The sequence below is a fragment of the Streptomyces sp. R302 genome (assembly GCF_012927245.1).
Classification (GTDB): Bacteria; Actinomycetota; Actinomycetes; order Streptomycetales; family Streptomycetaceae; genus Streptomyces.
Genome location: NZ_JABBGE010000005.1, coordinates 37,684 through 61,942 on the forward strand (window position 1 = coordinate 37,684; position 24,259 = coordinate 61,942).

Consider the following 24,259-nt stretch of genomic DNA (forward strand, 5'->3'; position numbering starts at 1 on the left):
GCACCTCTGCGGCGCCGGGGCGATGACGATTAGTGAACTCGTGTCTGCGGAGCGCCAACAGCTGCCACAATGTCCCCCAGCTGTAGTCCAGTTGTAGCCCAGCTCGGGACAGGATCGTCGAGACGATGACCACTGGGGACCGCATCCGCACAGCGCGCGAGAAGCGCGGCTGGAGCCAGATCCGCCTCGCAAAGGAGTTATCCACCGCACGCTGGGGCGTCGAGGACTACCTCGGCCGGCAGCAGGTCTACCGATGGGAGAAAGGCGGCCGCGCCCCCAAGGACTGGCGCCCGTTCATCGAGCAAGTCCTCGACATCAGCCTGGAGATCAACCCGACCGCCACCATTCAGACACCCGATCTCGATACGGTGGCCTCAGTCATGCAGCTGGGAGGCACTGACGTGGACCGACGGACCCTACTCGTAGCCACGGCCGCCGCCAGCCTGGCCGCGCTCGACCTCACCGACGCCGAAGCCGTCACCCGCCGCGTCAGCAAGCCCGGCCCGGTCGCAGTGGGCGCCGGCGATGTCTCCGCGGTACGGATCATGACCACCACCTTGGGCGACGCGGCCTCCGAACTCGGTGGCGGACACGCCCGCCACCTCGCCGTCCGCTACCTCACCGTCGACGTCAAACGCCTCCTCGACGGCCGCTACACCGACAAGACCGGCCGCGACCTGTTCGCCGCCGCCTCCGAGCTCGTCCACCTCATCGGCTGGATGGCCCGCGACGAAGGCGACTACGGCCTCAGCCAGCGCTACAACGTCCACGCCTACAAACTCGCCGCCGAAGCCGGCGAGAACGAACTCGCCGCCACCGCCCTGCGCGCCCTCGCCGACCAAGCCATCGACCTCGGCCACATCCCCACCGCCGTACGCCTCGCCGAAGCCTGCGAGCAACGAGGCCGCAAGCTCGACAACCCGAAGGCGCTGGCCTACTACCGCAACACCCTCGCCCGCGCCCTGGCCGCCGACCGCGACGACACCGCCGCCGCCCGCCTGCTCACCTCCGCGCAGACCGCCATCGAACGCGCCCCCGCCCGGCCCGGCCAATCCTGGGCCAGCCACTACAGCCACGGCCGATGGGCCCACGAGTCCGGCATGATCCACGCCCGCATGGGCGACTGGTCCGCCGCAGAGGAACACCTCCGCCTCGCCCTCGACATCCACGGCCTCGACCGAAAACGCACCCGCGCGATCGTCCTCGCCGACCTCGGGCACGTGCAGGTGCGCCGCGGCAACACCCAGGAAGCCCTCACCACCTGGGACGAGTTCCTCGACATCGCCGACGGCATCCAGTCCGTCCGCATCACCGACGGCCTCACCAACATCGCTGCCCGCCTCTCCTCCCTACCTCCCTCCGGAAGCCAGCAGGAGCTGCTCGAACGCGTCAGCGCCCGCCTGTAACGCATCGGGCCGCGCGAGTACGAGGCGGCTCTTCACATTGATCCGTCCGCACCCCATGAGAATCTCCAAAGGAAGTAACCCAGTTGTACGGCGGCACCGGTCGTGCCTACCGTGATGCCCACGACGTAAGCACCTCCCGGTGCGCAGGCCGCGGTTACTTCTCTTGGAATGAAAATGTGCCGCTGCCGACCTTGATCTCGGGAGGCGTGAGCTTCGGGGTGCCCGGTGCGCAGGCCGGGGTTACTTCCCACTGCTAATGGGGTGGTCGCGGGTTCGAATCCCGCCGAGGGCCTTGGCCCTCGTAGCTCAGCGGCCAGAGCACCTTGTACCCCAGCCGACCTTGATCTCGGGCACCCCGCGCTCATCCTCCCCTCCCTGCAGAGGGGTTGCACCATGTCCCGCTTCAACACCCGCGCCGCCCGCCCCCGCGCCACCTCGCCCGTGACCACCACCGGGGAGCACACGGCCACCTACGAGGCCGCCACCGGGTACCTCCGCGACAGTAAGAGCGAGCTCTACCTCCTCGCCGTCCACAACCGCGTCGCGACCGACACCTTCTACGAGACCGGCACCACCCGCGACGACCGCTACCGCCAGCTCGTCCGCGAACTCGCTGTCCTCGACCCGGCCTGGACCGCCAGCTTCCTCGCCTGGCTCCGCACCCACGGCAACATGCGCACCGCCGCGATCGTCGGCGCCGCCGAGTTCGTTCACGCCCGCCTCCACGCCTCCAAGACCGCCGCCCTCCGCCCGGGCCCCATCGCCGTGGACATCGCGCCGCACTCCGACCGCGCCGTCATCGCCTCGGTCCTCCAGCGCCCCGACGAGCCCGGCGAACTGCTCGGCTACTGGACCACCCACTACGGCCGACGCCTGCCCCAGCCGCTCAAGCGCGGCATCGCCGACGCCACCCAGCGCCTCTACACCGAGCGCGCCCTCCTCAAGTACGACACCGACTCCCACGGCTACCGCTTCGGCGACGTCCTCGAGCTCGTTCACGCCGCGCCCGCCGCGAACAGGCCCTGGCAGGGCGACCTCTTCAAGCACGCCATCGACCGCCGCCACAACCGAGCTGAGGACGTCCCCGCCCAGCTCGCCACCATCCGCGCGCGCAACGACCTCCACCGCGTCCCCGTCCAGGAGCGCCGCGCCCTCCTCGCCGGCGGCGCTGACCGGCTCGCGGCCGCGGGCATGACCTGGGAGTCGCTCGCCGGCTGGCTCCAGGGCCCCCTCGACGCCGCAGCCTGGGAGGCCGTCATCCCGAGCATGGGCCTCATGGCCCTCGCCCGGAACCTGCGCAACTTCGACGAGGCTGGCGTCTCCGACGCCGTCGCCCAAGCCGTCGCGGCGCGGCTCGCCGATCCCGACGAGGTCCGCCGCTCCCGCATGTTCCCCTTCCGGGTCTGGGCCGCCTACAAGGCCGCCCCCAACCTGCGCTGGGCCCACCCCCTCGAGCAGGCCCTCAACCACTCCCTCGCGAACGTCCCCGCTCTCAGCGGGCACACCCTGATCCTCGTCGACCGCTCGCCCAGCATGTTCCCCGGCTTCTACTACTCCACGGCGAACACCTCCGACATCTCACTCGCCGAGCAGGCCGCCATCTTCGGTGCCGCGCTCGCGCTGCGCGCCGAGAACCCCACCCTGGTGGAGTTCGGCGGCACCTCCCGGGAGATCACCCCGAAGAAGGGCGGCAGCGCCCTGCCCCTGGTCGAACAGTTCGGCAGCATAGACGGCACCGACATCCCCTCCGCCGTGAAGAAGCACTTCTCCGGCCACGACCGCGTTATCGTCGTCACCGACGAGCAGACCCGCCCTGGCTGGCTCCCGTCCAACATGATCAGCTACCAGGGCATGCCGGAGACCCGGATCGACGACCTCATCCCGGCCAGCGTCCCCGTGTACATGTGGAACATGGCCGGCTACCGGCCCGGAGCCACGCCCGCCGGTGGCCGCAACCGGCACACCCTCGGAGGTCTCAGCGACGCCGCCTTCAGCCTTATCCCGCTCCTCGACGCCGGCCGCGACGCCCGCTGGCCCTGGGAACAGGCCGACGCGTAGCCGCTGGTGGAGCGGGAGGCCCATTCCGTGAGTACGCCGTATGGATGAACAGGGCTAGGCGGGAAGCGCGTTGGCGGCCACCATGACGGATGTCCCACTCGTCATGGGCACCGCGGACGACCGTCTGTCGCTGGGAAACCGCGACACCCGCCAGGGGCGGCGTAAGCCGGTCGACGCAGAGAGGACCTCGACCCCCAGTCGAGGTCCTCGCCCGTTTTCCAGGCCACCGGCTACTTGCCGCGCACCCACTTCCATCTCGCCGACCACCAGCCCACGCGGTACAGCTGCCACCACCGAGGCGCGTACCACAGATCCTCCCGGCACCGGTCCGTGAACGCCCTGTGTGCTTCCAGCGCCTTCTCCAGCGCAGCGCCGAAGGCGTGTTCATCGAAGGAAGGCCCCGTGTCCATCAGATTGGACGTCGCCGACATGAGGTCGTCGGCCGCGGCGAGGGGCCCGGGGTTGGCCACCAGCCGGACCTCCAGGTACGCGGACAGCAACTCTGTCTGCCGCTCCTGCGTCATGGCGAGCAGAGTGCGCATGCGCCCCTGCCCCATGAACGTGGAGGCGAACTTCTTCTCCATCCGCAAGGCCTGTGCGAACGATGCCGCGTCGGCATGCGCATGCGAGTACCGCGCGTACACACCCCGCCGCTCTTCACGCCCACCGAGACGTGGCGCCAGACGGGCGGGGGACTTCTTCAGGAGCGCACTGGCTATGGCGCGAGTGCCGGCCGAAGCCGCAGCGCTGGTGGGATCAATCATGACCAGATCTAACCAGTGCCGCGAAGAGTCACGGGCCCGAACGGACGAGCGTCAACCAGGCAGACTGGAGACATACCCCGCCGCCCCGGCCCCGGACCCCTACGCACCGAGGAGCCCGCTGTGCACACCGCCCCCGACGTCAGCGACTACGAGTGGCCCACCTGCACCAACCCCCGCTGCGGCCGCGCCCTGTGGCCCGAGGAAGCGCACCGTCACGTCTGCCGCCCCTGCGAGCAGACCGTGAACCGGCTCCTTGGTGAACTCCCCGCGCTCTTCGTGCGCCTGTCCACCACCTCAGCCCTCCTGCGCCGCGTCGGCAACCGCAGCGCCGCCGCCAGCGGCCGCGACACCCCGCCGATCCCTGGCCGCCTCGAGGTTCTCGACCTCACCGGCCCCGGAGGCGCCGCTGCCCGGCTCCAGGCCATCGAAGACTCGTGGCGAGCCGCCCTCGGCCGGCGCATCGGCACCTGGGCTGGCTCCCCGGCCCAAGCCCTCCCCGTCCACGTCACCTTCCTCCGCATCAACCTGGAGTGGGCCTGCGAGCAGTACGCCGCCGTCGACCAGGACCTCGAGGTCATCCGCCGACTCCACCGCGACTGCACCACCGCCGTCTCCGGGACCCCGCGCCCCGCCCACGTCGGGATCGGCACCTGTCCCGCCCGCGACGCCGATGGCGCTCTGTGCGGCGAAGATCTCTCCGCGACCACTGCCCACCACCGCATCCACTGCCCCCGCTGCGGCGCCCGCTGGGACGGCCTCGCCGACTGGCGCACCCTCCGTCGCGCTCAGGAGGCAGCAGCAGCTTCCACCGCGCTGATGGACGAGGAGCCGACCGAGTTCGCCAGCCAGACTCTGGAGAAGGCCACCGCCTACACAGCGGACGATGACGACGTTGAGACTGGCGAGCTCCCCGTCTACGCGTACAGCGGAGGAGCGTGGGTGCAGCGATGACCCAGCAGACAAGGACGCCCACCGGCCCGACGCCCGCCCCCGTGCAGCTGCGCCTGGACGTCGGCGAGTTCCTCCTCGCGCGTCTCTTGGAGGCCCGGGAGCTCGCCCAAGCGGCCAGCCCCGGTACGTGGAGGTCCAACGAGGAGCACGACGAGGTCCTCGCCGTCGACGACGTCACCGTCGCGGACGGCTTCGCGCTCAGCGGGCGTCAGCTACGCGCCACCGTCGACCACATCGCGCACCACCATCCCGTCAGGGTTCTCGCCGACATCGCCGCCAAGGAGGAGCTCGTCCGGGAGTACCTCCTCGCAGCCCGCGACCCCGCCTGCCGAACGGATCCGGCGTTCCATCTCCAGGTGCACATCCTGCGCATGGTGGTCACCGCCCTCGCCCGTGCCTACGACGACCACCCGGACTACCGGTCCGGGTGGTGACCCGCCTTCAGTGGGCCGGGAGAGCTGGCCTGGAGACGATCTAGCGACCCGCGGCCCCCTGGATACGCTCCTGCCCGTGACTACATGCAGGTCTCCACTGCTACGGAGACCGAAGAGCAGGCCATCGAGCTGGCCAGCGACGCAGTGAGGAACCGACTCGCCGTTGGCGCGCAGATCACCAAGGTCAAGTCCGTCTTCTGGCACCACGGCGAGTACGGCACCGGCGAGGAGCGGCAGATTCGTCTCAAGACGACGGCGGACCGGTACCCGGAACTGGAGGCGTACCTCCTGGAAGCGTACCCGTGGGACAACCCCGAGGTCTGCGCGGTCCCGATCGTGGCCAGCGCTGAGCGGTGGAAGCAGCGGATCGACACCGTGGTCGAGGAGCAGCGCTAGGACTGGCGGTCGCTCGCCATGGCGCATATCGGCCACGTGGCTTCCCCTGACATGCAGTGATCTGAATTTGTACGATCGCTGCATGATTCGTGCAGTGGTGTTTGACGTCGGTGAGTGCCTGGTGGACGAGACCAGGGAGTACGGCACGTGGGCCGACTGGCTCGGGGTGCCACGGCACACCTTCGCGGCCATGTTCGGCGCCGTGATCGCCCAAGGGCGCGACTACCGGGACGTCTTCCAGGAGTTCCAGCCGGGCTTCGACCTCTACGAGCAGCGCGAGGCCCGCGCCGCCGCCGGTCAGCCCGAGCACTTCGGCGAGGAAGACCTCTACCCGGACGTCCGGCCCGCGCTCGCGCAGCTCCGCGCCGACGGCCTGTGGCTCGGCATCGCCGGCAACCAGACCACCCGGGCGGGGAAGATCCTTCGCGAGCTGTTCACCGAGGACGTCGACTTCATCGGCACCTCCGACGACTGGGGCGCGTCCAAGCCCGACGTCGAGTTCTTCCGGCGGGTCGCCGAGGTCGTGCCCTTCGAGAACTCGGAGATCCTTTATGTCGGCGACCGAGTCGACAACGACCTTCGCCCGGCCGTGAAGGCCGGGATGGAGTCGGCCCTCGTCCGCCGCGGCCCCTGGGCGACCATCCAGTGGAACACCGAGGAAGCCGAAAAGCTCCCGACCTTCCGGGTCGAGAGCCTTGCGGAACTGTCCGGCAACATCATCCAGTTCAACGGCCGAGGGCGCTGACGGTCGTTTCCCAGCCGTACAGCCGGTCATCGAGGTCGCGGACACAGCGCTCGTGCTGCCACGGTGCGAGCGCGCGGCGCACGTCGCGGACGCGGTCCATGCCCGTGCTGTACCAGGTGCGGCGGAGCTGCTCGAGGGCGGCGACGGCGTACTCGCACGCCTTCTCCGGGTTGCGGTCGGCGGCCTCGACAGCAGCCAGGTCGCCGAAGATCACCGTGCGCTGCTTGTCCTCGCTCGGCTCCAGACCGTCAAGGACCCCGAGCAGCGTTTCGCGTGCCTGAGGCAGGTGGCCGGCTGTGAGCTGCGTGTGCCCCTTGAAAGCGGCGAGGCGGACCGGGCTGAACCAGTCCATCCACTCCGGCGAAGGGATATCGGGGCCGGCGGTGAGGACCTCCTCGGCGTGCCCGAGGAGGGAGAGCGCCGTCTGGGTGTGGCCGCATCGGGTCTCGCATTCGGCCTCGACGGCGTCGAGCCACGCGAGGAAGGCTGCGGAAGCTTCCCCGCGCCGGGCGTACGTCCGGGCGGCTGTCATCCGCTCCACCGCGGCCTGCCGGTCGCCGGCCCACCCGGGGATGAAGGCGGAGTGCGCGAGGATCGCGGCGCCGAGGAGCTGATCGTCGGCCTGGCTGGCGGCCTGGAGGGCACGGGTCCATGTCTCCTTGGCCGTGTCCGGCTCCTGGCTGTCGAAGAACTGGATTCGCCCTGCGAGGAGGAAGGACTCCGCGAGCGCGGCCGCGACCGTCCGCCGGGCGATGCCGGCTGTTTCGGGGAGCAGGGCGCAGCCGAGGGCAGTGTGGGCGGCGATCGCCGGGTGGAGGGTCGCGGGGGCGACGGTCCAGTAGAGGCGGCGGTGCCGCCGGGTGACCTCAGCGAAGTCCTCACCGGCAGTGGCCGGCTGGAGGGTAACGCCGGGCACGGGCACGGTAACCATGCCCCTGGTCCGCGGCAGCTCCCGCGGCTGGCCGTCCCGCTGTGCGCGGATGCCGTCCGGCGGAGTGAAGCCGAGGTCTTCCATGTTCTGGCCGAGGAGGCTCGTCAGCGCGCGCCGGACCGCGTCCCGGGGCCATGGCGGGTTCGCCGATTCCCAGCGCCGGACCTGCCGGACGGCCACGCCGACGGCGTCGGCGAGGGCTTCCTGGGTGCCGTAGCCTGCCGCGATCCGGGCCGCGCGAAGCAGCACGTTGCCGTCGTTCTCCACGTCTCTCACCTCCGTATGCGATGTGCAGCACCAGTGTGGAGAAGAGTCCTGTGGAACGCCAGAAATCCCCCCAACGGATGAGAGAAAGTCCGGTATTTGGTCAGGAGAGACCTCTCAAAGACCTCGTAGGTGTCGGACCTGAGGACCAAGGTTGTGCCATCGACCCAACAGATGAGGGAACGTGATGGCTGACCCGGAGCTACTGACCACGAGTAAGACCGAAAGTGAACCGAAGACCGTCGGCGCGGAGTGGGACGCCATCCAGGTCCCGCGCAGCGTTGGCCTCGTTGCCCTGAACATTCTCGGCGCGCGCAGCGGCGCCGTCATCGAGGACGAGACGGCCCTCTACTGGCTGCTCCCCGCCGGCTCGACGGAAGGATGGAGCACTCGCGGTACGAAGGCGCTCCCCACGGGAACGACGCTGGACGTGCCGGTCGCCCGCTGCACCACCGGGCCCGGACCGCACTGGCGGATCTGCCCCGGCGAGGACCGGCTCCTCACCTCCGTGGACGCCCTTCGGGCGGCTGTGGTCGACGCATCCGGACTGGCCGGAGGGCAGCCCTCCCCGAGTGGGACCGCCGCGCGATGACGGGCTTCCCCCACGGACCGGTTGAGGCAGCGCCCGGCGTGCTCGTCCACTCGCGCAGCGACCGCGAGGCCGGCGCCGAGACCTGGTTGATCCTGGCCGCGCACGACAAACGTCAGGCCCAGCGGGAGTGGGCGGAGTACGGTGTCGCGCTTCTGCGCTGCGGCAAGACGTTCACTGCCATCCGTGTCCCCGCCGAGATCGTTCACGCCGTGGCCGGTACCTCGGACCGGGACGAGGTGGCGTCCTACCTGGCGACGGCCCTCGACCGCGGGCCCTGTTTCTTCGACGGCAACAGCCAGTCGTACTACGCCCTCGCCCCGCGCAGTGCCGCAGGACGTTGGAGCGTGCCCGGCACGGAGGCCCTGGGCGGCGACTTCTTCCTCGGTGTCCCGGCGACCACGATCACGGCGCCCGACCCGCGGTGCGCGGCCTGGTGGGTCGTGCCGATGGAAGGGCCGGCCGCGCTGTGCGACGTGGGCATCGTGCGGTGGCTGGTAGAGCGGGGCAGGATGCGGCTCGCGGAGGTCCGGGCGTTGGAGGCGAGCGAGGATGCTTGACGCCCCCGCCCGCCGGCCGGAGTTCTTCCTCACTGCAGACGAGCCGTCCCAGTCCCGCACGCTGCGGTGCGACCCGATGTCGGTCGCCGTCGCGCGGCGCCTGGTCGTCGCCGTCCTCGGCCGATGGGAGCTTTCGGAGGACCTGGCGGAGAGGGCCGAGCTCGTCGTCTCCGAGCTGGCCACCAACGCGATCGTGCACGCCCGTACGTGCGGCGCCCCGATCCGGGTCGCCATCACGCGCGGCGAGGACGACCACATCCAGGTCGCCGTGACCGATCTGGACCGGCGTCCGCTGGGCCCAGCGCGGACGGACCCGTACGCCGAGGGCGGCCGCGGCCTGGACCTCGTCGCCGCGCTCTCCGTGCGCTGGGGCTGCGAGCGTCGGCGCTGGGGTAAGCGCGTGTGGGCCGAGCTCGCTTAGCCGAACTCACCTAGATGTCCTGGCCGCGTCGACGGCGGTGGCCGGCCAGGAAAGGGGCCCTCCCCGCGAGCCCGGAGGGGGTGGTGCGTGACCGACGCCGACCGGCACGCACCCCGGCCACTGGCCCGTCCACGACGGGCCGGTGGCCGGCCCGCCCCACTAATGCCCTCCGCCAGGACGTTCCTGGCGCAGGTCCCCCGTGCCACGCTGTGGCCCTGGCGGAGGGCTCCCTACTCCTCACCGGGATACGCCTTGCGTCTTCACACCCTGCCCGTACACCGCGGCTTACGCGTGCCGCACGTCGTCCGCTGGACCGGCGAGGAGGACATCAGCCCCGCCGTCGTCAACGCCGGCGGCGTCCTGCGGTACGTGGACCCGATCGTCGATGCCGCGTGCCGGTGGCAGGGCACTCTGTGGCGACGGCACGCTCGCGCCCAGGGCAAGGGGACGCCGATCTTCGAGGCGCTGCATCCCGTCCGGCAGCGCCGGGCGATGTGGGAGCAGTTATGCCAAGTGTGCGACGGCCCGACCCTCGCGGAGGCCGCCCGTCATGGCGGGGCGCTGTACCTCGTCGGCGCGAGCGACGACTCGGGCACGGTGGAGCCGATCCAGGAGGGGGAGCGTACGGAGAATCCGCCGGTCCACATCGCGTGCGCCTGGGAGTCCGTGGGGCACTGCCGCTACCTCTTGGAGGGCTACACCGCCGCCCGGGTCGCCCGGCCCGTGCAATGGGGCATCGGCGGCGTCCTCCACATGCCCTCCGGCAGGGCGGTGGTCCCGCTGCCTCAGAGGGTCGAGCTGGCCCACGGCACACGGGAGCTGCGGTGGATGCTCGCCGAGCGGGCCGTCGCCCAGCTGCGCGGGGTGACCCCCATCGACCTAGTCGCCGAGGCCGAGCGCGCCGGCCTCCTCGCCGAGGGGGGCCGACGATGACCGGGCCCGTCCGGTCGTACCTGCCGCAGACGCCGTACGCCGTGCTAACTGTGGACGAGACGTGGTGCGCGATGACGGTGCCGCTGGACTGGGCCGGGCTCATGGCTGCCGCCCTCGGCGACGAGGCCGGCCCCATTTTCGCCGACGCTGGCCTGAACCTCGCGACGGTCTTCCTGCCGTCCGGCGCGGGCGAGGACTGGCCGGACCTGAGCGGCGCTGCGGTCCAGTGGCACCGGGCCGGAGCGTCGCTCCTCGTTCCTGGCCCGGAGGGCTGTGCCTCCATGTCGTGGCTCCGCTGGCCTCTCGACGACGTCCCCGTCTTCACCGACCCCAGCGACCTCCGGACGATCCTGGAGCGGCTCCTCGGCCCGTTGGAGACGGCCAGCGCCCTCGGACCGATCGCCGTGTGCAGTATCTGCAACGCGCCGTCTCGCGACGTCAAGGTGATCGCCTGGGGTGAGCAGATGAGCGGGCCCGGGTGGTCGAAGTACGCCTGCGCGCTCTGCCGAGACGTCCCCGATCTCCGCGATGCCCTGGAGGACCTGTGAGCGAGGGTGCGCGGCGAGCGATCTACCTCGCGTGGCTGATCGGCCTGGCCGCGCTCATCGTCTGGGGGGTGGCCCGGTGACCTTGTTGAGGCTAGCGTCACTTCATCGGCGCAGCACGAGCGCGCTACGCACAGGGAGGGGAACAGCCATGGCCGACAGCGGATGGGGATACGGCGACGTGGGATGGGGCATCACCAGCGACCCGAACTGGAACCGTAGGCCCGATATCGGCTGGGGCTGAGCCGCCCCAAGCAGCATGCCGCGGCCCGTCTACTCCGTTCACAGGGGTAGGCGGGCCGCGGCATGCGATCGATGGCCTTTCCGCAGTGAAACTCACGGCCACGAGGCTCCAGTAGCACGAAGTACTTAACGCGACGAGGCCGAGATTGACTTTCTGACCTGCAGCGAAGTCACTATGGATCAAGGTGCCTGCACTGCGTCTCCCGGAGGCCCGCCTGACCAGCGGGCCTTGATCATGTCCTGGAGGTGCGCACCGTGGCCTCGTCTCCCGCCCGCGTTACCGCGCAGGACGCCGCCTACTGGGCCGGCCGCTCGGTCGGAACGATCTGGCGATGGGCCTCAGAGGGCCGGATCACCGTCTACGGCCAGGGCAAGAACGCCCGGTACGACGTCATGGAGATCGAGCCGGCCCGCCGAGACCCCGACACCCGCGAACTGATCGAACCCGCACCAGCGCCACCGGTCACAGGCCGCCGTCGGATCCTCGACGCAGCCTGACCCCACAGACCCCTGCGCGAACGGTGCACGCGCAGGCCGGCCGGAGCGTACGCGCTCTCGGCCCGTGTCCGCCCGGCTCTGGGCAGCAGCCGGGCGGACACACCCCACCGCTCCCCGCCGCCTGCATCCACACGCCCGCGCGGCGGGGCCCACCCTCACCTGCCCGACCCGCTGCCCCGGAGGTCACGCCATGCCCGCACCCCGCACCCGCGACGACCTCCTCGTCATCGTCCCCACCCGCAGCCGCCCCGACAGCGTCCCCCAGCTGCTCACCGCCTGGCGAGAGACCGGCGCCACTGCCGACCTGCTCTTCGCGATCGACGAGGACGACCCCCGCCGCGACGACTACCTCGCCCACAAGGGCGCGCAGTTCACCGTCGGCCCCCGCCTCCGCCTCGTCGGCACCCTCAACGACGTCGCCGTCGGCCAGGCCCCCCGCTACCGGTACCTCGCCTTCATGGGCGACGACCACCGCCCCCGCCCCGCTGACCGCCCCTGGGACGCCCGAATCCGCGAATGCCTCTCCGGCGGCCCCGGCATCGTCTACGGCAACGACCTTCTCCAGGGCGAGAACATGCCGACCGCCGTCGCAATGACCTCCGACATCGTCACCGCCCTCGGCTACATGGCCCCGCCCAGCATGATCCACCTCTGCGTCGACCTCGTCTGGAAGGACTGGGGGACCGGCATGGGCCGCATCACCTACCTCCCCGACATGATCATCGAGCACCTCCACCCCGCCAACGGGAAGGCCGAGCTCGACCCGGGCTACGAGGAGTGCAACAGCACCGCGATGGTCGACCACGACAACGCCGCCTATCACGCCTACCGCGACGGCGGCGGCCTCAATACCGACCTCACCCGCCTCCGCGCGCTCCTCGAGGACGGACCCCGATGACAGCGCAGCCCCGCCCCAGGTTCTTCACGCTTCAGCTCGCCGACGGCCGCAGCTGGTCCGGCATCCAGTTTCCCTCCGGCCACGTCGCTGTGAACCATCCCGACGAGCCGCTGGCCTTCACGATCGCCATCAGCCTCGACGGCCTTCTCGACGGCGCCAGCAGCGACCCTGCCCTCGTCGACGCCCGCGTCGTCATGGGCAACGACGACCACGCCCTCTACGAGAGCGCCGAACGCGACGTCCTCGCCGTCCAAGCGCTCATCGAGCACTGGAGCACCGTCGCCCCGCCCACCCACGCCCGCCGCGACCTCGAAGCGGCCCTCGCCGGTGCCCGCGCCGGCCACGTCGAGCCGAGCTGGCACTGCCCCACCTGCGGCACCGGCGGCCCCCGCACCGAACGCCACTACCACCCCCGCTGCTGTACCCCCGAAAGCGAGGAAGCGTGAGCGCCGCCAACATCATCACCGCCTGGGACCAGGCCGACCCGGCCGCCATCCACCCCAGCCGCGACCTCGGCGAAGACGCCTACGACGCCTCCGGCCGCGCCCAGGCCAACCACCTCGCCACCGTCATCCCCGACGGTGCCCGCGTCCTCGACTTCGGCGCCGGCGACGGCCGCGTCACCCTCCCCCTCGCCGAACTCGGCTACCAGGTCACCGCCGCCGACTCCTCCCCGCGGATGCTCGCCCGGCTCACCACCCGCGCGCCCGGCATCACCACCGTCCACACCGACGGCACCGACCTCCTCGCCAAGGTCGGCCGCAAGCAGGACGCCGCCGTCTGCCTCGCCGTCCTCATCCACCACGCCCGCGCCACCGGCGCCGCCCTCGTCACCCAGCTCCGCGACACCGTGAAGACCGGCGGCCTCCTCATCCTCGACTGGCCCACCTCGGACCACCCCGAGGAAGCCCGCAGCTGGCTCGAGGTCACCACCTGGGACCCGGCCGAGCAGGACGCCCTCTGCGCCCGCCTCGGCCTCAAGGCCCTCGACACCGACCTCCCCTGGTCCGTCTACCGTGCGGTCAAACCCACATGACCACACCCCCCGGCGACACCCCGGCCCGCTCCCGGCTCCGCCCTGCCGAGCCGCGCCCCACCCGCTGGTACGAGTACAGCCACACCGCGACCGGCCCGGAGTACTGGCTCCGCTACCTCATCGGCGAGCCCCACGACTTCGCATACGCCGTCCCCCGCCGGATCGCCTGCCGCATCCTGCGCCGCCACAACGCCACCTGCGCCGGTCGCCTCGACCACCAGCACCTGAGGAGGCGCACCTCGTGAAGGTCCTCCTCCGCCGGCTGTTCCGCGTGCGCCCCGGCACGGGAGGTCGCCTTCCCCGCTACACGCCCGCCCCCGACAGCCGCCCGCTGCTGCTCTCGCCCGGCCACCGCATCGTCGACCCCGGTAAAGCCGAAGCCCTCGGGCTGACCGCCGACGCCGAACGCCTCAGGAGGTAGCGATGCGCGTGCTCATCACCGGCGCCGCCGGCTTCATCGGCCGCCACCTCCACCGCCGGCTCCTCGACGCCGGCCACGAGGTCCTCGGCATCGACCTCACCCCGACCCCGCTGGCCCACGGCCGCGACGCCCTGGAGCTCTTCCGCCGCCCCGCACCGCCCCGCAGCGAATTCGACCTCGCGATCCACTGCGCCGCGATCGTCGGCGGCCGCGCCAGCATCGACGGCAGCCCCCTCGCCGTCGCCACCAACCTCGGCCTCGACGCCTGGTACATGCGCTGGCTCACCCGCGCCCGCGTCCCCCGCGCCGTGTACTTCTCCTCCTCGGCCGCCTACCCCGTCGCCCTCCAGCAGCCCGGCCCCCTCCGCCGGCTCACCGAGACCGACATCGACTTCGAGCGCCCCGGCCGCCCCGACGCCACCTACGGCCTCGCCAAGCTCGCCGGCGAGCAGCTCTGCGCCTACGCCGAAGCCGAAGGCACCCGCCTCACGGTCCTGCGCCCCTTCTCCGGCTACGGCGCCGACCAGGACCCGGCCTACCCCTTCCCGGCCTTCATCCGCCGGGCGAAGCAGCAGCAAGACCCGTTTGAGATCTGGGGCGACGGCAGCAGCACCCGCGACTGGATCCACGTCGACGACGTCGTCGACGCCACCCTCGCCGCCGTCGCCGAAGGCGTACAGGGGCCGGTGAACCTCGGCACCGGGCGGGCAACCTCCTTCGACGAGCTCGCCGCCCTGGTCACGGAGGAGCACGGCTACCGACCCGAGTTCAAGCACCTGCCCGCCGCACCTCAGGGCGTGCACCACCGCGTCGCCGACACCGCCCGGCTCCGCGACTTCTACGAGCCCCGCATCACCCTCGAAGAGGGCATCGCCCGCGCCCTCTCCGCCTGACCCAGCAGGAGCACCGCACCGTGTACCTCCACACCGTCGACTACCGCCCCGACACCCCCACCAGCCGCCGCGCCCTCTACAACCGAGGCCACTTCCTCGGCTACATCCCCAGGCCGCTCCTGACCTGCCGTCTCCTCGGGCACCGGCCCGTCGTCGACGGCACCACCGGCTTCCGCGCCGACGACCCCGGCTCCCGTTGGGTCTGCTGCGACCGCTGCGGCGTACGCCCCGAGCCCCAGGGCAACCTCGACCCCGCCCACTGGAACATCGGCGACCGCTACACCGGCCCATGGCTCAGCGAAGAACCGCCACCCCTCAGCCGCGCCGAGATCGAGGCCATCGCCCGCGCGGGCAAGCCCTTCACGCGCCCGCCGGAGCCCGGCCCCTGGCCCACGAACCCCACCGGCGAAGTCGGAGCCCAGCTCATCATCGGCCGCTCATTCCCGGGGTGGGGTATCAGCTTCAAGCTCGGCAACTGCGGCAGCGAGCACACCCTCGCCGCGCACATTCGGCTCCACCCCTTCGGCGCCCTGTACCTCCACACCGAGCGCTTCGGGACCTGGCTCCAGCGCCGCCTCAACCCTCGCGGCTACCAGTCTCGCGTCACCGAGCTCCGCCTCGGCGACGGCCGCCTCGAGTGGGCCCTGTGGGCGCGCCGCGACAGCTCCGACATCGACCCCTGGTGGATGCGCGGCAGCGTCACCCTCGACCCGCGCGACCGAATTCTCGGCCACCGCCGCTACAGCTACGAGAAGGTCGGCGACCCCACCACCGTCACCGTCCGCCTTCCGCACGGCGACGAGCACACCGTCACCCTCCAGCTCGAACGCTGCGACTACGGCCGCACCCGCCGGCGCCGCTTCCACTCCTGGTCCGTCGACTGGAACACCCGCCCCGGCATCCCGACCAAGCCCGGCGACCGCGGCCGGATCCTCGGCAGCGGTGTCGAAGCCACCACGGCCGCCGTCACCGCCGGCACCTGGCCCGCAGAAGCCGCCGCCCGCATCGCCCTCCAGATCAGCGAGGACCGCGCCCGCTACGGCTACCGCCCCACCAGCGAACCCGCCGAGTAGGCAGGAGCACCCAGCCGTGGCCCACCCCATCCACCGGTACGAGATCCCCGTCGACGACCGATGGCACACCATCGCCGGCTGCGGCACGCTCCTCCACGTTGACTGCCGCAACCCCAACCTCGTCGAGTTCTGGGCATGGGCACGCGACGACCAGCCCGCCCGCGAGTTCCGCGTCTACGGCACCGGCCAGCTCATCCCCGACGAAGGCACCACCCACCGAGGAACCGCCATCGCACCCGGCGGCCAGCTCGTCTGGCACCTCATCGAACGCCGCTGACCCGAAAGGCACGCACCATGCCCCGCCTCCAGATCCTCGAACTCCCCGAAGGCGCCGACGACGACCGCCCCCCGTTCGCCCTCGTCATCGACCAGGCCGACGAAGCGCTCATCGGCTCACTCCTGTGTACGAAGCGAGAAGACCCCGACTTCGACCTCGCCAGCCGAATCGGCGCCCGAACCGTCCTCGTCTTCGAAGAGACCATGGAAATCCCCGCCAACGACCTCCCCGTCGACGAGCACGGCCTCCCGCTCACCATCCACATCGAAGCCGACACCACCGTCTTCCACGAGCAGGTGGAGGCCGCAGCCCGATGGGCAGCGGACCGACTCCGCACCCACCCCCAGCTCTAGGAGGCGTCCCCCATGGCCCGCCTCCAGATCCTTCCGCTGCCCAACCCCACCGGCGACATCCCCGGCGCCCAGCCCTTCGCCCTCGTCCTCGACCAGGTGCAGAAAGACCTCCCCCCGGAGCAACGCGAGCAGCTCGCCAACGACGCGGAGACCTTCCGCTACCGCTGCGCCGCCGCAGCCATCCTCGTCACCACCCAGAGCATCGACATCCCCACCGGGCCCACCGAGCCCCCGCCCAGCGACCCCCGGATGGTCACCGACCACCTGCCCTTCGAACTCCAGCCCAGCCGGAACCAAGACACCACCGGGGGCTGAGCGATGCCCGCCTACCTCATCCAGCACCCCGCCGAGCAACGCCGCGAGGACATCCTCCTCGAGGACCCGCACCTCACCCTCAGCTTCCAGGGGGACTGGGCCGTCTTCACCGACGCCGACGGCATCTGCCTCGCCCTCCCCAGCGGCAAAGGCGCACACATCCAACGCGTCGACCCCAAGGACCTGGCACCCGAGTAGGAGGACCCATGGCCGCCGGCCGCGAGACCACCCCCCAGGACGCCGCCGCCACCCAGCGCCTCATGGCCTACTGGACCGAAGGACCCGGCGCCGCCAAGATCCAATGGGGCGTACCCGGAGACTTCGACCGCTGCGTCACCCAGCTCTCCAAGCACGTCGGCCCCGGCATCGTGAAGGGTCTCTGCTCCAACCTCCACCTGCGCGCCACCGGTGCCCGCCCCGGCCACGCCGTCAGCGAGCAAGCCGCCCACCGAGGAGACAGCTGATGCCCAGTCAGGGACGACGCAGCTCACCTCTCCCCAAGGGATGGGAAAGCCGCACCAGGCCGCGCATCCTCCGCCGCGACAAGCACATCTGCCAGTGGCCCATGGAGCTCGGGCCCAACGGGATCTGCAGCGAGCCGGCTAACCAGGTCGACCACAAGATCCCCACCCACCTCGGCGGCCCCGAGACCGACGACAACTACTGGGCCCTGTGCGAGTGGCACCACAACCGCAAAACCGCCCACGAAGCCAGCGCCGTCGCCCACGCCCGCCCACCCCGCGCCCGCCCCACCGAGCCCCACCCCGGACTCCTGTAACCACACCACCCACCACCACAACGCCCCAGCCCCACCAGAACCACGCCGCGCTGACCAGCACCACCACACGCCACACTCCCACAGCTGCGCCCCACGGGCTTGCTCTGCGGCCGGCCTGGCTGCCCCGCCCGGCCGGCCCCCGCGCGGGGCGGCCCGCGCCGCGAGGCCCCGCCGCCGGGCCGGGCGCGGCCCAGGGTCCGGGCCGCTCCGGGGCGCGGCGCGGGCGGGCCGGGCGCCGGGCGCCGGCCGCCCCGCCCGGCAGGGCCCGCCTGGGCAGGAGGGGAGCCGTGGGCGGGCCTGCTGGCCCTGGCTGGCCGAGGGGCAAGCGGCCAGGGGTGAGGGGCGCCGGGCCCGGGCCGCTGGCGCCGTGGGTAGGGGCAGGGGGTATGCGATCCAGCGCGCCCCTCGGCGGCCGGCCCAAGCTGATCGCTAGTACCCCTGGGGGGTATCCCCTCCGACTTCAAGATCCAGGGATCGGGCACGTTAGCTTCTCGCGGTGCGCGTAACTCTGGGGAAGCGATGATCATGGACTGACCTGCGGTGATCTCGGAGGGTGATTCAGGGGGCGGCCGGCGATCCGGAGGGGGAGTTACTGGGGAAGTGAATTCGCAGGTCAGGGCGCATATTGGCGTTACAGAATGGTAGACTCTCTCCATGCGAACCCCCCGATGCGAGCAGTGCGACCAGCACCTCGGAGCCCGGCACGCGGCCAACGCGCGCTACTGCTCCGGCCGCTGCCGCACCGCCGCCTGCCGGGATCGCAAGCGCACCAACGTCGACCCGATCCCCGACGCCCTCACCCGCCGCCGGCAGTGGGTCCGCCACACCGCCAACAAGGTCCCGCTCGTCGCAGCCCCCGCCGGCCGCCGGCCGCGCGCCGCATCCTCGACCGACCCCGCCACCTGGCGCTCCCACCAGGAAGCGACCGAGTCAACGGTCGGCGTCGGCCGCGGATTCGTCCTCTCGGAGACCGACGACCTCGTCTGCATCGACCTCGACCACGCCATCACCGACGGCACGCTGCTCCCGTGGGCCCGCCAGATCCTCGACCAGCTCCCGCCGACCTACGTCGAGGTCTCCCCGTCCGGCACCGGACTGCACATCTGGGGCCACGGCACCGTAGGCCGCGGCCGCCGGATCCGCCGCGGCGACCGCTGCATCGAGCTGTACGACCGCGAGCGGTACGTCACCATCACCGGCCGCCCCTGGGCCGGCGCACCGTCCGTCCTCGGAGACCTCACCGAGGTGCTGTCCACCCTGGCGTAGCCGCACCGGCGCCGCCCACTCCGGAAGGAGGTGGCGGCATGGCCGGACGAGGCATGGCGCCCAAGGCCACCCGATCCCGCGCCCGCGACACCAAGGCCCGCGACTCCGAGATGACCCGGATCGAGGAGGACGGCGAACTCCGAGGGCCCGACCTCGCCGACGGCATCCTGCCCGACGGCGAAGAGTGGAACGAGCAAACCCGGGCGTGGTGGGACACCTGGCGCCGCTCCCCGCAGGCGCAGACCTTCACCCAGACCGACTGGGACTTCCTGGTCGACACCGCCCTGCTGCACCACATCTTCTGGACCAAGGGCCGCTGGGAGTACGCCAGCGAGCTCCGCCTGAGGGCCGCCAAATTCGGCGCAACCCCCGAGGACCGGATGAGGCTCAAGCTCAAGGTCGAGGCACCCGGCGCACCCCCGGCAGCCGCGCCCGGGCCCACAGCGATCCACGCGCGCCGGAAGAGTCTGCGGATCGTGAACGAAGACACCGCCGGCTGACATAGACGACGGCCGGGGGTGAACGATGCCCTGGCGCGGACCGTCGTACGAGGGGGAGTTCCCGAGCCTCGGCCACCAGCTCGTCGAGCACATCGAGGGGTACCTCTGCCACGGGCCGGGCGACATCGTGGGCCAGCCCATCGAGCTGGACGACGAGTTCTACGCCTTCGTGGTAAAGGCGTACCGGCTCCACCCGGAGACGGGGCGGCGTGTCTACAACCGGGCCTTCCTGTCCCGTGCGAAGGGCAGGGCCAAGTCGGAGCTCGCCGGCATGCTCGTCTGCGCGGAAGCCCTCTTCCCGGTCCGCTTCGACGGGTGGGACGCGAACGGGGAGCCGGTCGGCCGGCCGATGCAGTCGCCGATCATCCGCTGCATGGCCACCGAGGAGGGCCAGGCCGGTAACACGTACGACAACGTCAGCACGATGATGGAGTACGTCGCCGAGCACCACGGCGACACCTACCCGGGCATCGACATCGGCAAGACGACGGCCTCGTCGAGCCGGGTGGTCCTCCATCAGCAGCGGGGCGAGATCATCCCGTCCACCGCGTCCGCCCTGTCGAAGGACGGCGGCCGCGAGACCTTCGCCGTCTTCGACGAGACGCACCTGTACGTCCTGCCGGTGCTCCACTCGATGCACACGACGATCCGACGCAACCTCCGCAAGCGGCCGGCTGCCGAGGGATGGGCGCTCGAGACCAGCACGATGTACGAGCCGGGGCAGAACTCGGTCGCCGAGGCCACCCACGCCTACTACAAGGCCATCCGGGACGGCCGGATTCGCGACGCCGAAGCCGCCGCGCTCCTCTTCGACCACAAGCAGGCGCCCGACGGCACCGACCTCGCCGACCGCGGCGAGCTCCTTGCCGGCCTGCGCGCCGCGTACGGGCCGGCCGCGGAGTGGATGGACCTTGACGGCATCATCTCCGACATCTGGGACCCCCAGTCGTCGCCGTCGGATTCCCGCCGCTTCTGGCTGAACCAGCCGGTCGCGGCCGAGGACGCGCTCCTGGATCCGGGGGACTGGGCGAAGTGCTCGTCCGAGGACCGGCTGCAGCCCGGCGACACCATCGTCATCGGGTTCGACGGCGGCAAGACGGACGACGCGACAGCGATCATTGCTCTTCGCGTCGCCGACCGGCTCGCGCAGCCGCTCGGGATCTGGGAGCGGCCCGAGGGCCCTCTCGGCAAGAACTGGGAGGTCGACCGGATCGCCGTCGGCGAGCTCGTCGAGCACGCCTTCGGGACGTACGACGTCGTCGGCTTCTTTGCCGACGTCAAGTTGTGGGAGTCGTACATCGACACCTGGTCGGAGAAATACGCCGATCGGCTCCTGGTGAAGGCGACCCCGAAGTCGCCGGTCGGCTACGACATGCGCGGCCACCAGCAGGAGCTCACCAAGGCCACCGAGGCCCTCGTCCAGGCGATCGAGGACCAGCAGATCAGGCACACCGACCACGCCGCGCTGAACCGGCACGTGGGGAACTGCCGCCGGCGCCCCAACCGATGGGGCGTCAGCTTCGGAAAGGAAAGTCGCGAGAGCCCGAAGAAGGTCGACGGCTTCGCGGCCATGCAGCTCGCCGACATGGCGCGCCGGGCCCTCCTCGCCTCGCCGGAGTGGGCCAAGCGGAAGAAGAAGCGCACGAGGACAGGACGCGTCCATGGATTCGCGTAAGGGGGTGTCCCGGTGCTCTCCAACGACCAGGCCCTGAAGGTCGGGCGACAGCTGCTGGAGCTTCGAGAGGCGGAGCAGCCTCGGCTGGAGAAGATCGCCGCGTACATGCGGGGCGAGCACGATTCGGTGTACGTGCCGAACGGCGCGCGAGCGGAGTACCGGTGGCTGATCGACCGGGCGAAGCAGAACGTCCTGCCGTTGGTGGTGTCGGTGGTTTCCCAGAACCTGTACGTCGACGGCTACCGGTCGACGGGGTCGGACGAGAACGCGGCTTCCTGGAAGGTGTGGCAGGCCAACCGGATGGACGCGCGCCAGCACGGGATCCACCGGTCGGTGCTTACCTACGGCGCGGCGTACAACGTCGTGATGCCGGGCCGGCCGGTGCCACTGATCACGCCGAGTTCGCCGCGGCGGATGACGGCGCTGTACGAGGACCCGATCAACGACGAGTGGCCGCGGTACGGCATCGAAGTGCGGCAGGTGGTGACTCCGAAGGGCCCGGCGCGGCAGGTCTTCATGTACGACGACGACGCCCGGTACCCGATGGTCGCGAAGAAGGACGGCAGCGGGCTCCAGATGGACGGGGCGCGCCAGGTGATGAAGCACGGCCTGGGCGTGTGTCCGATCGTCCGGTACGTCAACATGATCGACCTAGACGGCGACGGGGTGATCGGCGAGGTCGAGCCGCTGATCACGGCTCAGGACCAGCTGAACATGACCACGTTCAACCTGCTGATGGCGCAGCAGTACGCGGCGTTCCGTCAGCGATGGGTCACGGGCATGGTGCCGCAGGCCGACGAGGAGGGGAACCCGACCGCACCGTTCCGGTCGCGGGTCGACAGCCTGTTCGTCGCCGAGGACAGCGAGACGAAGTTCGGAGAGTTCGGGCAGACCGACCTCAAGGGCTACCTGGAGTCCCGGGAGGCCACGAACCGGCACATGGCCACCGTTTCCCAGATCCCGCCGTACCACCTGCTCGGGCAGGTCGCGAACCTGTCCGCCGAGGCCCTCGCGGCCGCGCGCGACGGCCTCGACGGGAAGATCGACGAGCACGAGAGCGTGCTCGGGGAGTCTCACGAGCAGACCATGCGGCTCGTCGGGCTCGCCTCCGGCGACACCGCGGCGTGGGAGGACGTCTCCGCGCAGGTCGTCTGGCGTGACACCTCCGCCCGCTCCCTCGCCCAGACCGTCGACGCGCTCGGCAAGCTCGCTACCATGCTCGGCGTCCCGCCGCAGGAGCTGTGGGAGAAGATCCCCGGCGTCACGCAGACCGACGTCGCGCGCTGGAGGGCCGCCCTCGCTGAAGGCGACGCCTTCACCCGGCTCGCCGCCGACATCGAACGGCAGATGGACGTCCCCGACACGGCCATCGAGCCCGACCCGGCGCCGGAACCGGCGGCCGCCTGATGGCGCAGAGCGCGGCGCGCCTCGCGCTCCCGTACCGCCGCCGCCAGGCCCAGCTGTCCGCCCGGCTCGTCCGGCAGCTGGCCGGCGCCTGGCGAGACCTCGTCGACCGCAGGAACGTGGACGCGGCCTGGCCCGCGCTGCGCAGCGTCCTGGCCCCGCTGATCGTCCAGGCCCGGGACGAGTCTGCCGCCCTCGCGCGGGCCGTGTTCCTCGAGGCCCGCGAGGCCGCCGGGGCGCCCGGCCGGTTCGTCCCCGAACCGGCTCCGGCGCTGGACCGGGACCGGCTCGAGCGGACCCTCGACATCACCGGGCCAGCGGAGTTCAAGAGGGCCATCGCCCGCGGCCGCACCGAGCAGCAGGCCGCCGACGCGGCCGCCGTACGGATCGCGGCCTCCGGGCAGTACCTCGCGCAGGAGGGCGGCCGGCAGCTGATGCAGCAGGCCATCGCTGACGACGTCACCGTCACCGGGTGGGCCCGCGTCACCGACGGCGACCCCTGCGCCTGGTGCGCGATGCTCGCCTCGCGCGGTCCCGTCTACAAGTCGGCGCAGACCGCCGGCCGCGCCCAGAACTCGAACTTCGAAGGCCCCGGCCAGTTCAAGTACCACGACATGTGCGGCTGCACCGCCTGGCCGAGCTTCACCTACGACGAGCCGTTCGTCGGCATCGCCGAGGACCTGTACACGGCCTGGCGCGAGCAGACCCGCGGCCACGGCGGCCGCGAGGCCGTCAACGCCTGGCGCCGCTGGTGGGAGGCCGAAGGACGCGCGGCATACACCTCGCCCCGCGAGAGCGAACCCACCCCCTGAACCCGGCCGGCCTTATGTGACTGGTCGTCAGCAACACCCGGGCGCGCGCCGACACGGAGCGCGCCCTTCGTCATGTCCCCCTAAGCGCCGGCCGACAGGGCGGTGCGCGTCCCGACACGGGAGCACCTTTATGTCCACCCCCGCCCAGCCCGCTGCGGAGCCGACAGGCGCCGCCCCCGCCGTGCCGACCCCGGCTGACGTCGCCGCCCTCCACCAGCCCGCCCCGGCCCCCGCACCGGTGACCCCGGACGCCGCGCCCGCGGCCGCCGGCGGAACCGGCGGCGAGGAGCCGAAGGACTGGGAAGCCGAGGCGGCGAAATGGAAGGCCCTGGCCCGCCAGCACGAGGGCAAGCACCTTTCGGCTCTCGGCCTCAAGTCGAAGTCCGAGCTGGACGACCTGCGCGCCGCCGCCCAGAAATGGGCCGACGCTGAGGACGCCCAGAAGACGGAGATCCAGCGGGCCACCGAGCAGGCCCAGACCGTGCAGAAGCAACTGGAACAGGAACGCGCGCAGAACGCCCGCCTCCTGGCCGCCGCCGCGCACGGCATCCCGCCCGAGCTCATCGACCTCCTCGGCGCCGGCAGCGCCGAGGAGATCAACGCCCGGGCCGAGGCCCTCGCCTCGCAGCTCAAGCCGGCCGCCGCGCCGGCGGCGCGCCCGGTCGAGTCCCTCACCCCCGGCGCCACCCCCGCCTCGAACGGCGGCGATGCCACCCCTGATCAGTGGATCCGCCGCCTCGCCGGCCGCAACGCCACCCCGTAACCCTCTGCAGCACCGGCATCTCCCCGGCACGGGGCCCGGCGCGCTGCACATCCGAAG

The 24,259-nt window shown here is 71.4% G+C and carries 33 protein-coding genes and 1 tRNA gene; 32 read left to right on the plus strand and 2 right to left on the minus strand.

Annotated features, from left to right (window positions below; genetic code table 11):
* Nucleotides 1-125: 125 nt before the first annotated feature.
* The 3 genes from HHL19_RS16450 to HHL19_RS16460 all read left to right on the plus strand — a co-directional run bounded on the left by HHL19_RS16450 (nucleotide 126) and on the right by HHL19_RS16460 (nucleotide 3,464).
* Nucleotides 126-1,406: a helix-turn-helix transcriptional regulator gene (locus HHL19_RS16450; protein ID WP_206325911.1), complete on the plus strand. Its 1,281-nt coding sequence runs from the start codon at nucleotides 126-128 to the stop codon at nucleotides 1,404-1,406.
* Between the two features lie 220 nt (nucleotides 1,407-1,626).
* Nucleotides 1,627-1,698, plus strand: a tRNA-Ser gene (locus HHL19_RS16455).
* Nucleotides 1,699-1,799: 101 nt separating this feature from the next.
* The gene (locus HHL19_RS16460) at nucleotides 1,800-3,464 is read left to right on the plus strand and encodes a TROVE domain-containing protein (RefSeq protein WP_169090256.1); all 1,665 of its coding nucleotides are present in this window, start codon (nucleotides 1,800-1,802) and stop codon (nucleotides 3,462-3,464) included.
* 230 nt (nucleotides 3,465-3,694) lie between these two features.
* Here the strand turns inward: HHL19_RS16460 and HHL19_RS16465 are convergent, their stop codons facing one another.
* On the minus strand, nucleotides 3,695-4,228 hold the full coding sequence (locus HHL19_RS16465; RefSeq protein WP_169090258.1) for a hypothetical protein: 534 nt from the start codon (nucleotides 4,226-4,228) through the stop codon (nucleotides 3,695-3,697).
* 120 nt (nucleotides 4,229-4,348) lie between these two features.
* On the opposite strand from HHL19_RS16465, the gene HHL19_RS16470 reads away from it, so the two are divergent.
* The 4 genes from HHL19_RS16470 (at nucleotide 4,349) to HHL19_RS16485 (ending at nucleotide 6,754) form a co-directional block, all read left to right on the plus strand.
* On the plus strand, nucleotides 4,349-5,179 hold the full coding sequence (locus HHL19_RS16470; RefSeq protein WP_169090259.1) for a hypothetical protein: 831 nt from the start codon (nucleotides 4,349-4,351) through the stop codon (nucleotides 5,177-5,179).
* Nucleotides 5,176-5,613, plus strand: a complete 438-nt coding sequence (locus tag HHL19_RS16475; protein WP_169090261.1) for a DUF6221 family protein — start codon at nucleotides 5,176-5,178, stop codon at nucleotides 5,611-5,613. The genes HHL19_RS16470 and HHL19_RS16475 overlap by 4 nt, the downstream gene beginning before the upstream one ends.
* A gap of 84 nt (nucleotides 5,614-5,697) precedes the next feature.
* Complete coding sequence (cutA, locus tag HHL19_RS16480) at nucleotides 5,698-6,009, plus strand: divalent cation tolerance protein CutA (protein WP_169090263.1); 312 nt, start codon at nucleotides 5,698-5,700, stop codon at nucleotides 6,007-6,009.
* Nucleotides 6,010-6,091: 82 nt separating this feature from the next.
* Nucleotides 6,092-6,754: an HAD family hydrolase gene (locus HHL19_RS16485; RefSeq protein ID WP_169090265.1), complete on the plus strand. Its 663-nt coding sequence runs from the start codon at nucleotides 6,092-6,094 to the stop codon at nucleotides 6,752-6,754.
* On the opposite strand, the gene HHL19_RS16490 is transcribed toward HHL19_RS16485, so the two are convergent.
* Complete coding sequence (locus HHL19_RS16490) at nucleotides 6,735-7,952, minus strand: helix-turn-helix transcriptional regulator (RefSeq protein ID WP_169090267.1); 1,218 nt, start codon at nucleotides 7,950-7,952, stop codon at nucleotides 6,735-6,737. The two genes, HHL19_RS16485 and HHL19_RS16490, sit on opposite strands and share 20 nt — an antisense overlap.
* 184 nt (nucleotides 7,953-8,136) lie before the next feature.
* Between HHL19_RS16490 and HHL19_RS16495 the strand changes: the two genes are divergently transcribed.
* The 25 genes from HHL19_RS16495 to HHL19_RS16615 all read left to right on the plus strand — a co-directional run bounded on the left by HHL19_RS16495 (nucleotide 8,137) and on the right by HHL19_RS16615 (nucleotide 24,202).
* A complete protein-coding gene (locus tag HHL19_RS16495) occupies nucleotides 8,137-8,541 on the plus strand; it encodes a hypothetical protein (RefSeq protein ID WP_169090269.1) in 405 nt (134 codons plus the stop codon).
* 38 nt (nucleotides 8,542-8,579) lie between these two features.
* Nucleotides 8,580-9,098: a hypothetical protein gene (locus HHL19_RS16500; RefSeq protein ID WP_169090271.1), complete on the plus strand. Its 519-nt coding sequence runs from the start codon at nucleotides 8,580-8,582 to the stop codon at nucleotides 9,096-9,098.
* Entirely contained in the window at nucleotides 9,091-9,519 is a 429-nt protein-coding gene (locus tag HHL19_RS16505; protein ID WP_169090273.1) for an ATP-binding protein, read from the plus strand. The genes HHL19_RS16500 and HHL19_RS16505 overlap by 8 nt, the downstream gene beginning before the upstream one ends.
* A gap of 252 nt (nucleotides 9,520-9,771) precedes the next feature.
* The gene (locus HHL19_RS16510; RefSeq protein WP_169090275.1) at nucleotides 9,772-10,452 is read left to right on the plus strand and encodes a hypothetical protein; all 681 of its coding nucleotides are present in this window, start codon (nucleotides 9,772-9,774) and stop codon (nucleotides 10,450-10,452) included.
* Nucleotides 10,449-11,000, plus strand: a complete 552-nt coding sequence (locus tag HHL19_RS16515; protein ID WP_169090277.1) for a hypothetical protein — start codon at nucleotides 10,449-10,451, stop codon at nucleotides 10,998-11,000. The genes HHL19_RS16510 and HHL19_RS16515 overlap by 4 nt, the downstream gene beginning before the upstream one ends.
* Nucleotides 11,001-11,495: 495 nt before the next feature.
* Nucleotides 11,496-11,738: a helix-turn-helix domain-containing protein gene (locus HHL19_RS16520; protein ID WP_169090279.1), complete on the plus strand. Its 243-nt coding sequence runs from the start codon at nucleotides 11,496-11,498 to the stop codon at nucleotides 11,736-11,738.
* Nucleotides 11,739-11,928: 190 nt separating this feature from the next.
* Nucleotides 11,929-12,636 (plus strand): hypothetical protein, encoded by a 708-nt coding sequence (locus tag HHL19_RS16525; protein ID WP_169090281.1) that lies wholly within the window; start codon nucleotides 11,929-11,931, stop codon nucleotides 12,634-12,636.
* Nucleotides 12,633-13,082, plus strand: a complete 450-nt coding sequence (locus tag HHL19_RS16530; RefSeq protein ID WP_169090283.1) for a hypothetical protein — start codon at nucleotides 12,633-12,635, stop codon at nucleotides 13,080-13,082. Before HHL19_RS16525 ends, HHL19_RS16530 begins: the two co-directional genes overlap by 4 nt.
* On the plus strand, nucleotides 13,079-13,672 hold the full coding sequence (locus HHL19_RS16535) for a class I SAM-dependent methyltransferase (RefSeq protein ID WP_169090285.1): 594 nt from the start codon (nucleotides 13,079-13,081) through the stop codon (nucleotides 13,670-13,672). Before HHL19_RS16530 ends, HHL19_RS16535 begins: the two co-directional genes overlap by 4 nt.
* Complete coding sequence (locus HHL19_RS16540) at nucleotides 13,669-13,917, plus strand: hypothetical protein (protein ID WP_169090287.1); 249 nt, start codon at nucleotides 13,669-13,671, stop codon at nucleotides 13,915-13,917. Before HHL19_RS16535 ends, HHL19_RS16540 begins: the two co-directional genes overlap by 4 nt.
* Nucleotides 13,914-14,093 carry a hypothetical protein gene (locus HHL19_RS16545; protein ID WP_169090289.1) on the plus strand — a complete coding sequence of 60 codons (180 nt, stop codon included), beginning with the start codon at nucleotides 13,914-13,916 and terminating at the stop codon, nucleotides 14,091-14,093. The genes HHL19_RS16540 and HHL19_RS16545 overlap by 4 nt, the downstream gene beginning before the upstream one ends.
* A 2-nt stretch (nucleotides 14,094-14,095) precedes the next feature.
* On the plus strand, nucleotides 14,096-14,986 hold the full coding sequence (locus tag HHL19_RS16550) for an NAD-dependent epimerase/dehydratase family protein (protein WP_169090290.1): 891 nt from the start codon (nucleotides 14,096-14,098) through the stop codon (nucleotides 14,984-14,986).
* A gap of 20 nt (nucleotides 14,987-15,006) precedes the next feature.
* Nucleotides 15,007-16,059: a hypothetical protein gene (locus HHL19_RS16555; protein ID WP_169090292.1), complete on the plus strand. Its 1,053-nt coding sequence runs from the start codon at nucleotides 15,007-15,009 to the stop codon at nucleotides 16,057-16,059.
* Nucleotides 16,060-16,075: 16 nt separating this feature from the next.
* Nucleotides 16,076-16,336 carry a hypothetical protein gene (locus tag HHL19_RS16560; protein WP_169090294.1) on the plus strand — a complete coding sequence of 87 codons (261 nt, stop codon included), beginning with the start codon at nucleotides 16,076-16,078 and terminating at the stop codon, nucleotides 16,334-16,336.
* A gap of 17 nt (nucleotides 16,337-16,353) precedes the next feature.
* A complete protein-coding gene (locus tag HHL19_RS16565) occupies nucleotides 16,354-16,689 on the plus strand; it encodes a hypothetical protein (protein WP_169090296.1) in 336 nt (111 codons plus the stop codon).
* A 12-nt stretch (nucleotides 16,690-16,701) separates the two neighbouring features.
* Nucleotides 16,702-17,004, plus strand: coding sequence for a hypothetical protein (locus HHL19_RS16570; protein WP_169090298.1), 303 nt, complete (start codon nucleotides 16,702-16,704; stop codon nucleotides 17,002-17,004).
* A 3-nt stretch (nucleotides 17,005-17,007) separates the two neighbouring features.
* A complete protein-coding gene (locus tag HHL19_RS16575) occupies nucleotides 17,008-17,202 on the plus strand; it encodes a hypothetical protein (protein ID WP_169090300.1) in 195 nt (64 codons plus the stop codon).
* 8 nt (nucleotides 17,203-17,210) lie between these two features.
* On the plus strand, nucleotides 17,211-17,468 hold the full coding sequence (locus HHL19_RS16580) for a hypothetical protein (protein WP_169090302.1): 258 nt from the start codon (nucleotides 17,211-17,213) through the stop codon (nucleotides 17,466-17,468).
* On the plus strand, nucleotides 17,468-17,782 hold the full coding sequence (locus tag HHL19_RS16585) for an HNH endonuclease signature motif containing protein (RefSeq protein ID WP_169090304.1): 315 nt from the start codon (nucleotides 17,468-17,470) through the stop codon (nucleotides 17,780-17,782). Before HHL19_RS16580 ends, HHL19_RS16585 begins: the two co-directional genes overlap by 1 nt.
* A 654-nt stretch (nucleotides 17,783-18,436) precedes the next feature.
* Nucleotides 18,437-19,048 carry a DNA primase gene (locus HHL19_RS16590; protein ID WP_169090306.1) on the plus strand — a complete coding sequence of 204 codons (612 nt, stop codon included), beginning with the start codon at nucleotides 18,437-18,439 and terminating at the stop codon, nucleotides 19,046-19,048.
* 38 nt (nucleotides 19,049-19,086) lie between these two features.
* Entirely contained in the window at nucleotides 19,087-19,548 is a 462-nt protein-coding gene (locus HHL19_RS16595) for a hypothetical protein (protein WP_240981645.1), read from the plus strand.
* Nucleotides 19,549-19,573: 25 nt separating this feature from the next.
* Nucleotides 19,574-21,223: a terminase large subunit gene (locus HHL19_RS16600; RefSeq protein WP_169090308.1), complete on the plus strand. Its 1,650-nt coding sequence runs from the start codon at nucleotides 19,574-19,576 to the stop codon at nucleotides 21,221-21,223.
* Nucleotides 21,224-21,235: 12 nt separating this feature from the next.
* Nucleotides 21,236-22,630, plus strand: coding sequence for a phage portal protein (locus HHL19_RS16605; RefSeq protein ID WP_169090310.1), 1,395 nt, complete (start codon nucleotides 21,236-21,238; stop codon nucleotides 22,628-22,630).
* Entirely contained in the window at nucleotides 22,630-23,439 is an 810-nt protein-coding gene (locus tag HHL19_RS16610; RefSeq protein WP_169090311.1) for a hypothetical protein, read from the plus strand. The genes HHL19_RS16605 and HHL19_RS16610 overlap by 1 nt, the downstream gene beginning before the upstream one ends.
* A gap of 130 nt (nucleotides 23,440-23,569) precedes the next feature.
* Nucleotides 23,570-24,202: a hypothetical protein gene (locus HHL19_RS16615; RefSeq protein ID WP_169090313.1), complete on the plus strand. Its 633-nt coding sequence runs from the start codon at nucleotides 23,570-23,572 to the stop codon at nucleotides 24,200-24,202.
* The last annotated feature ends 57 nt before the right edge of the window (nucleotides 24,203-24,259 follow it).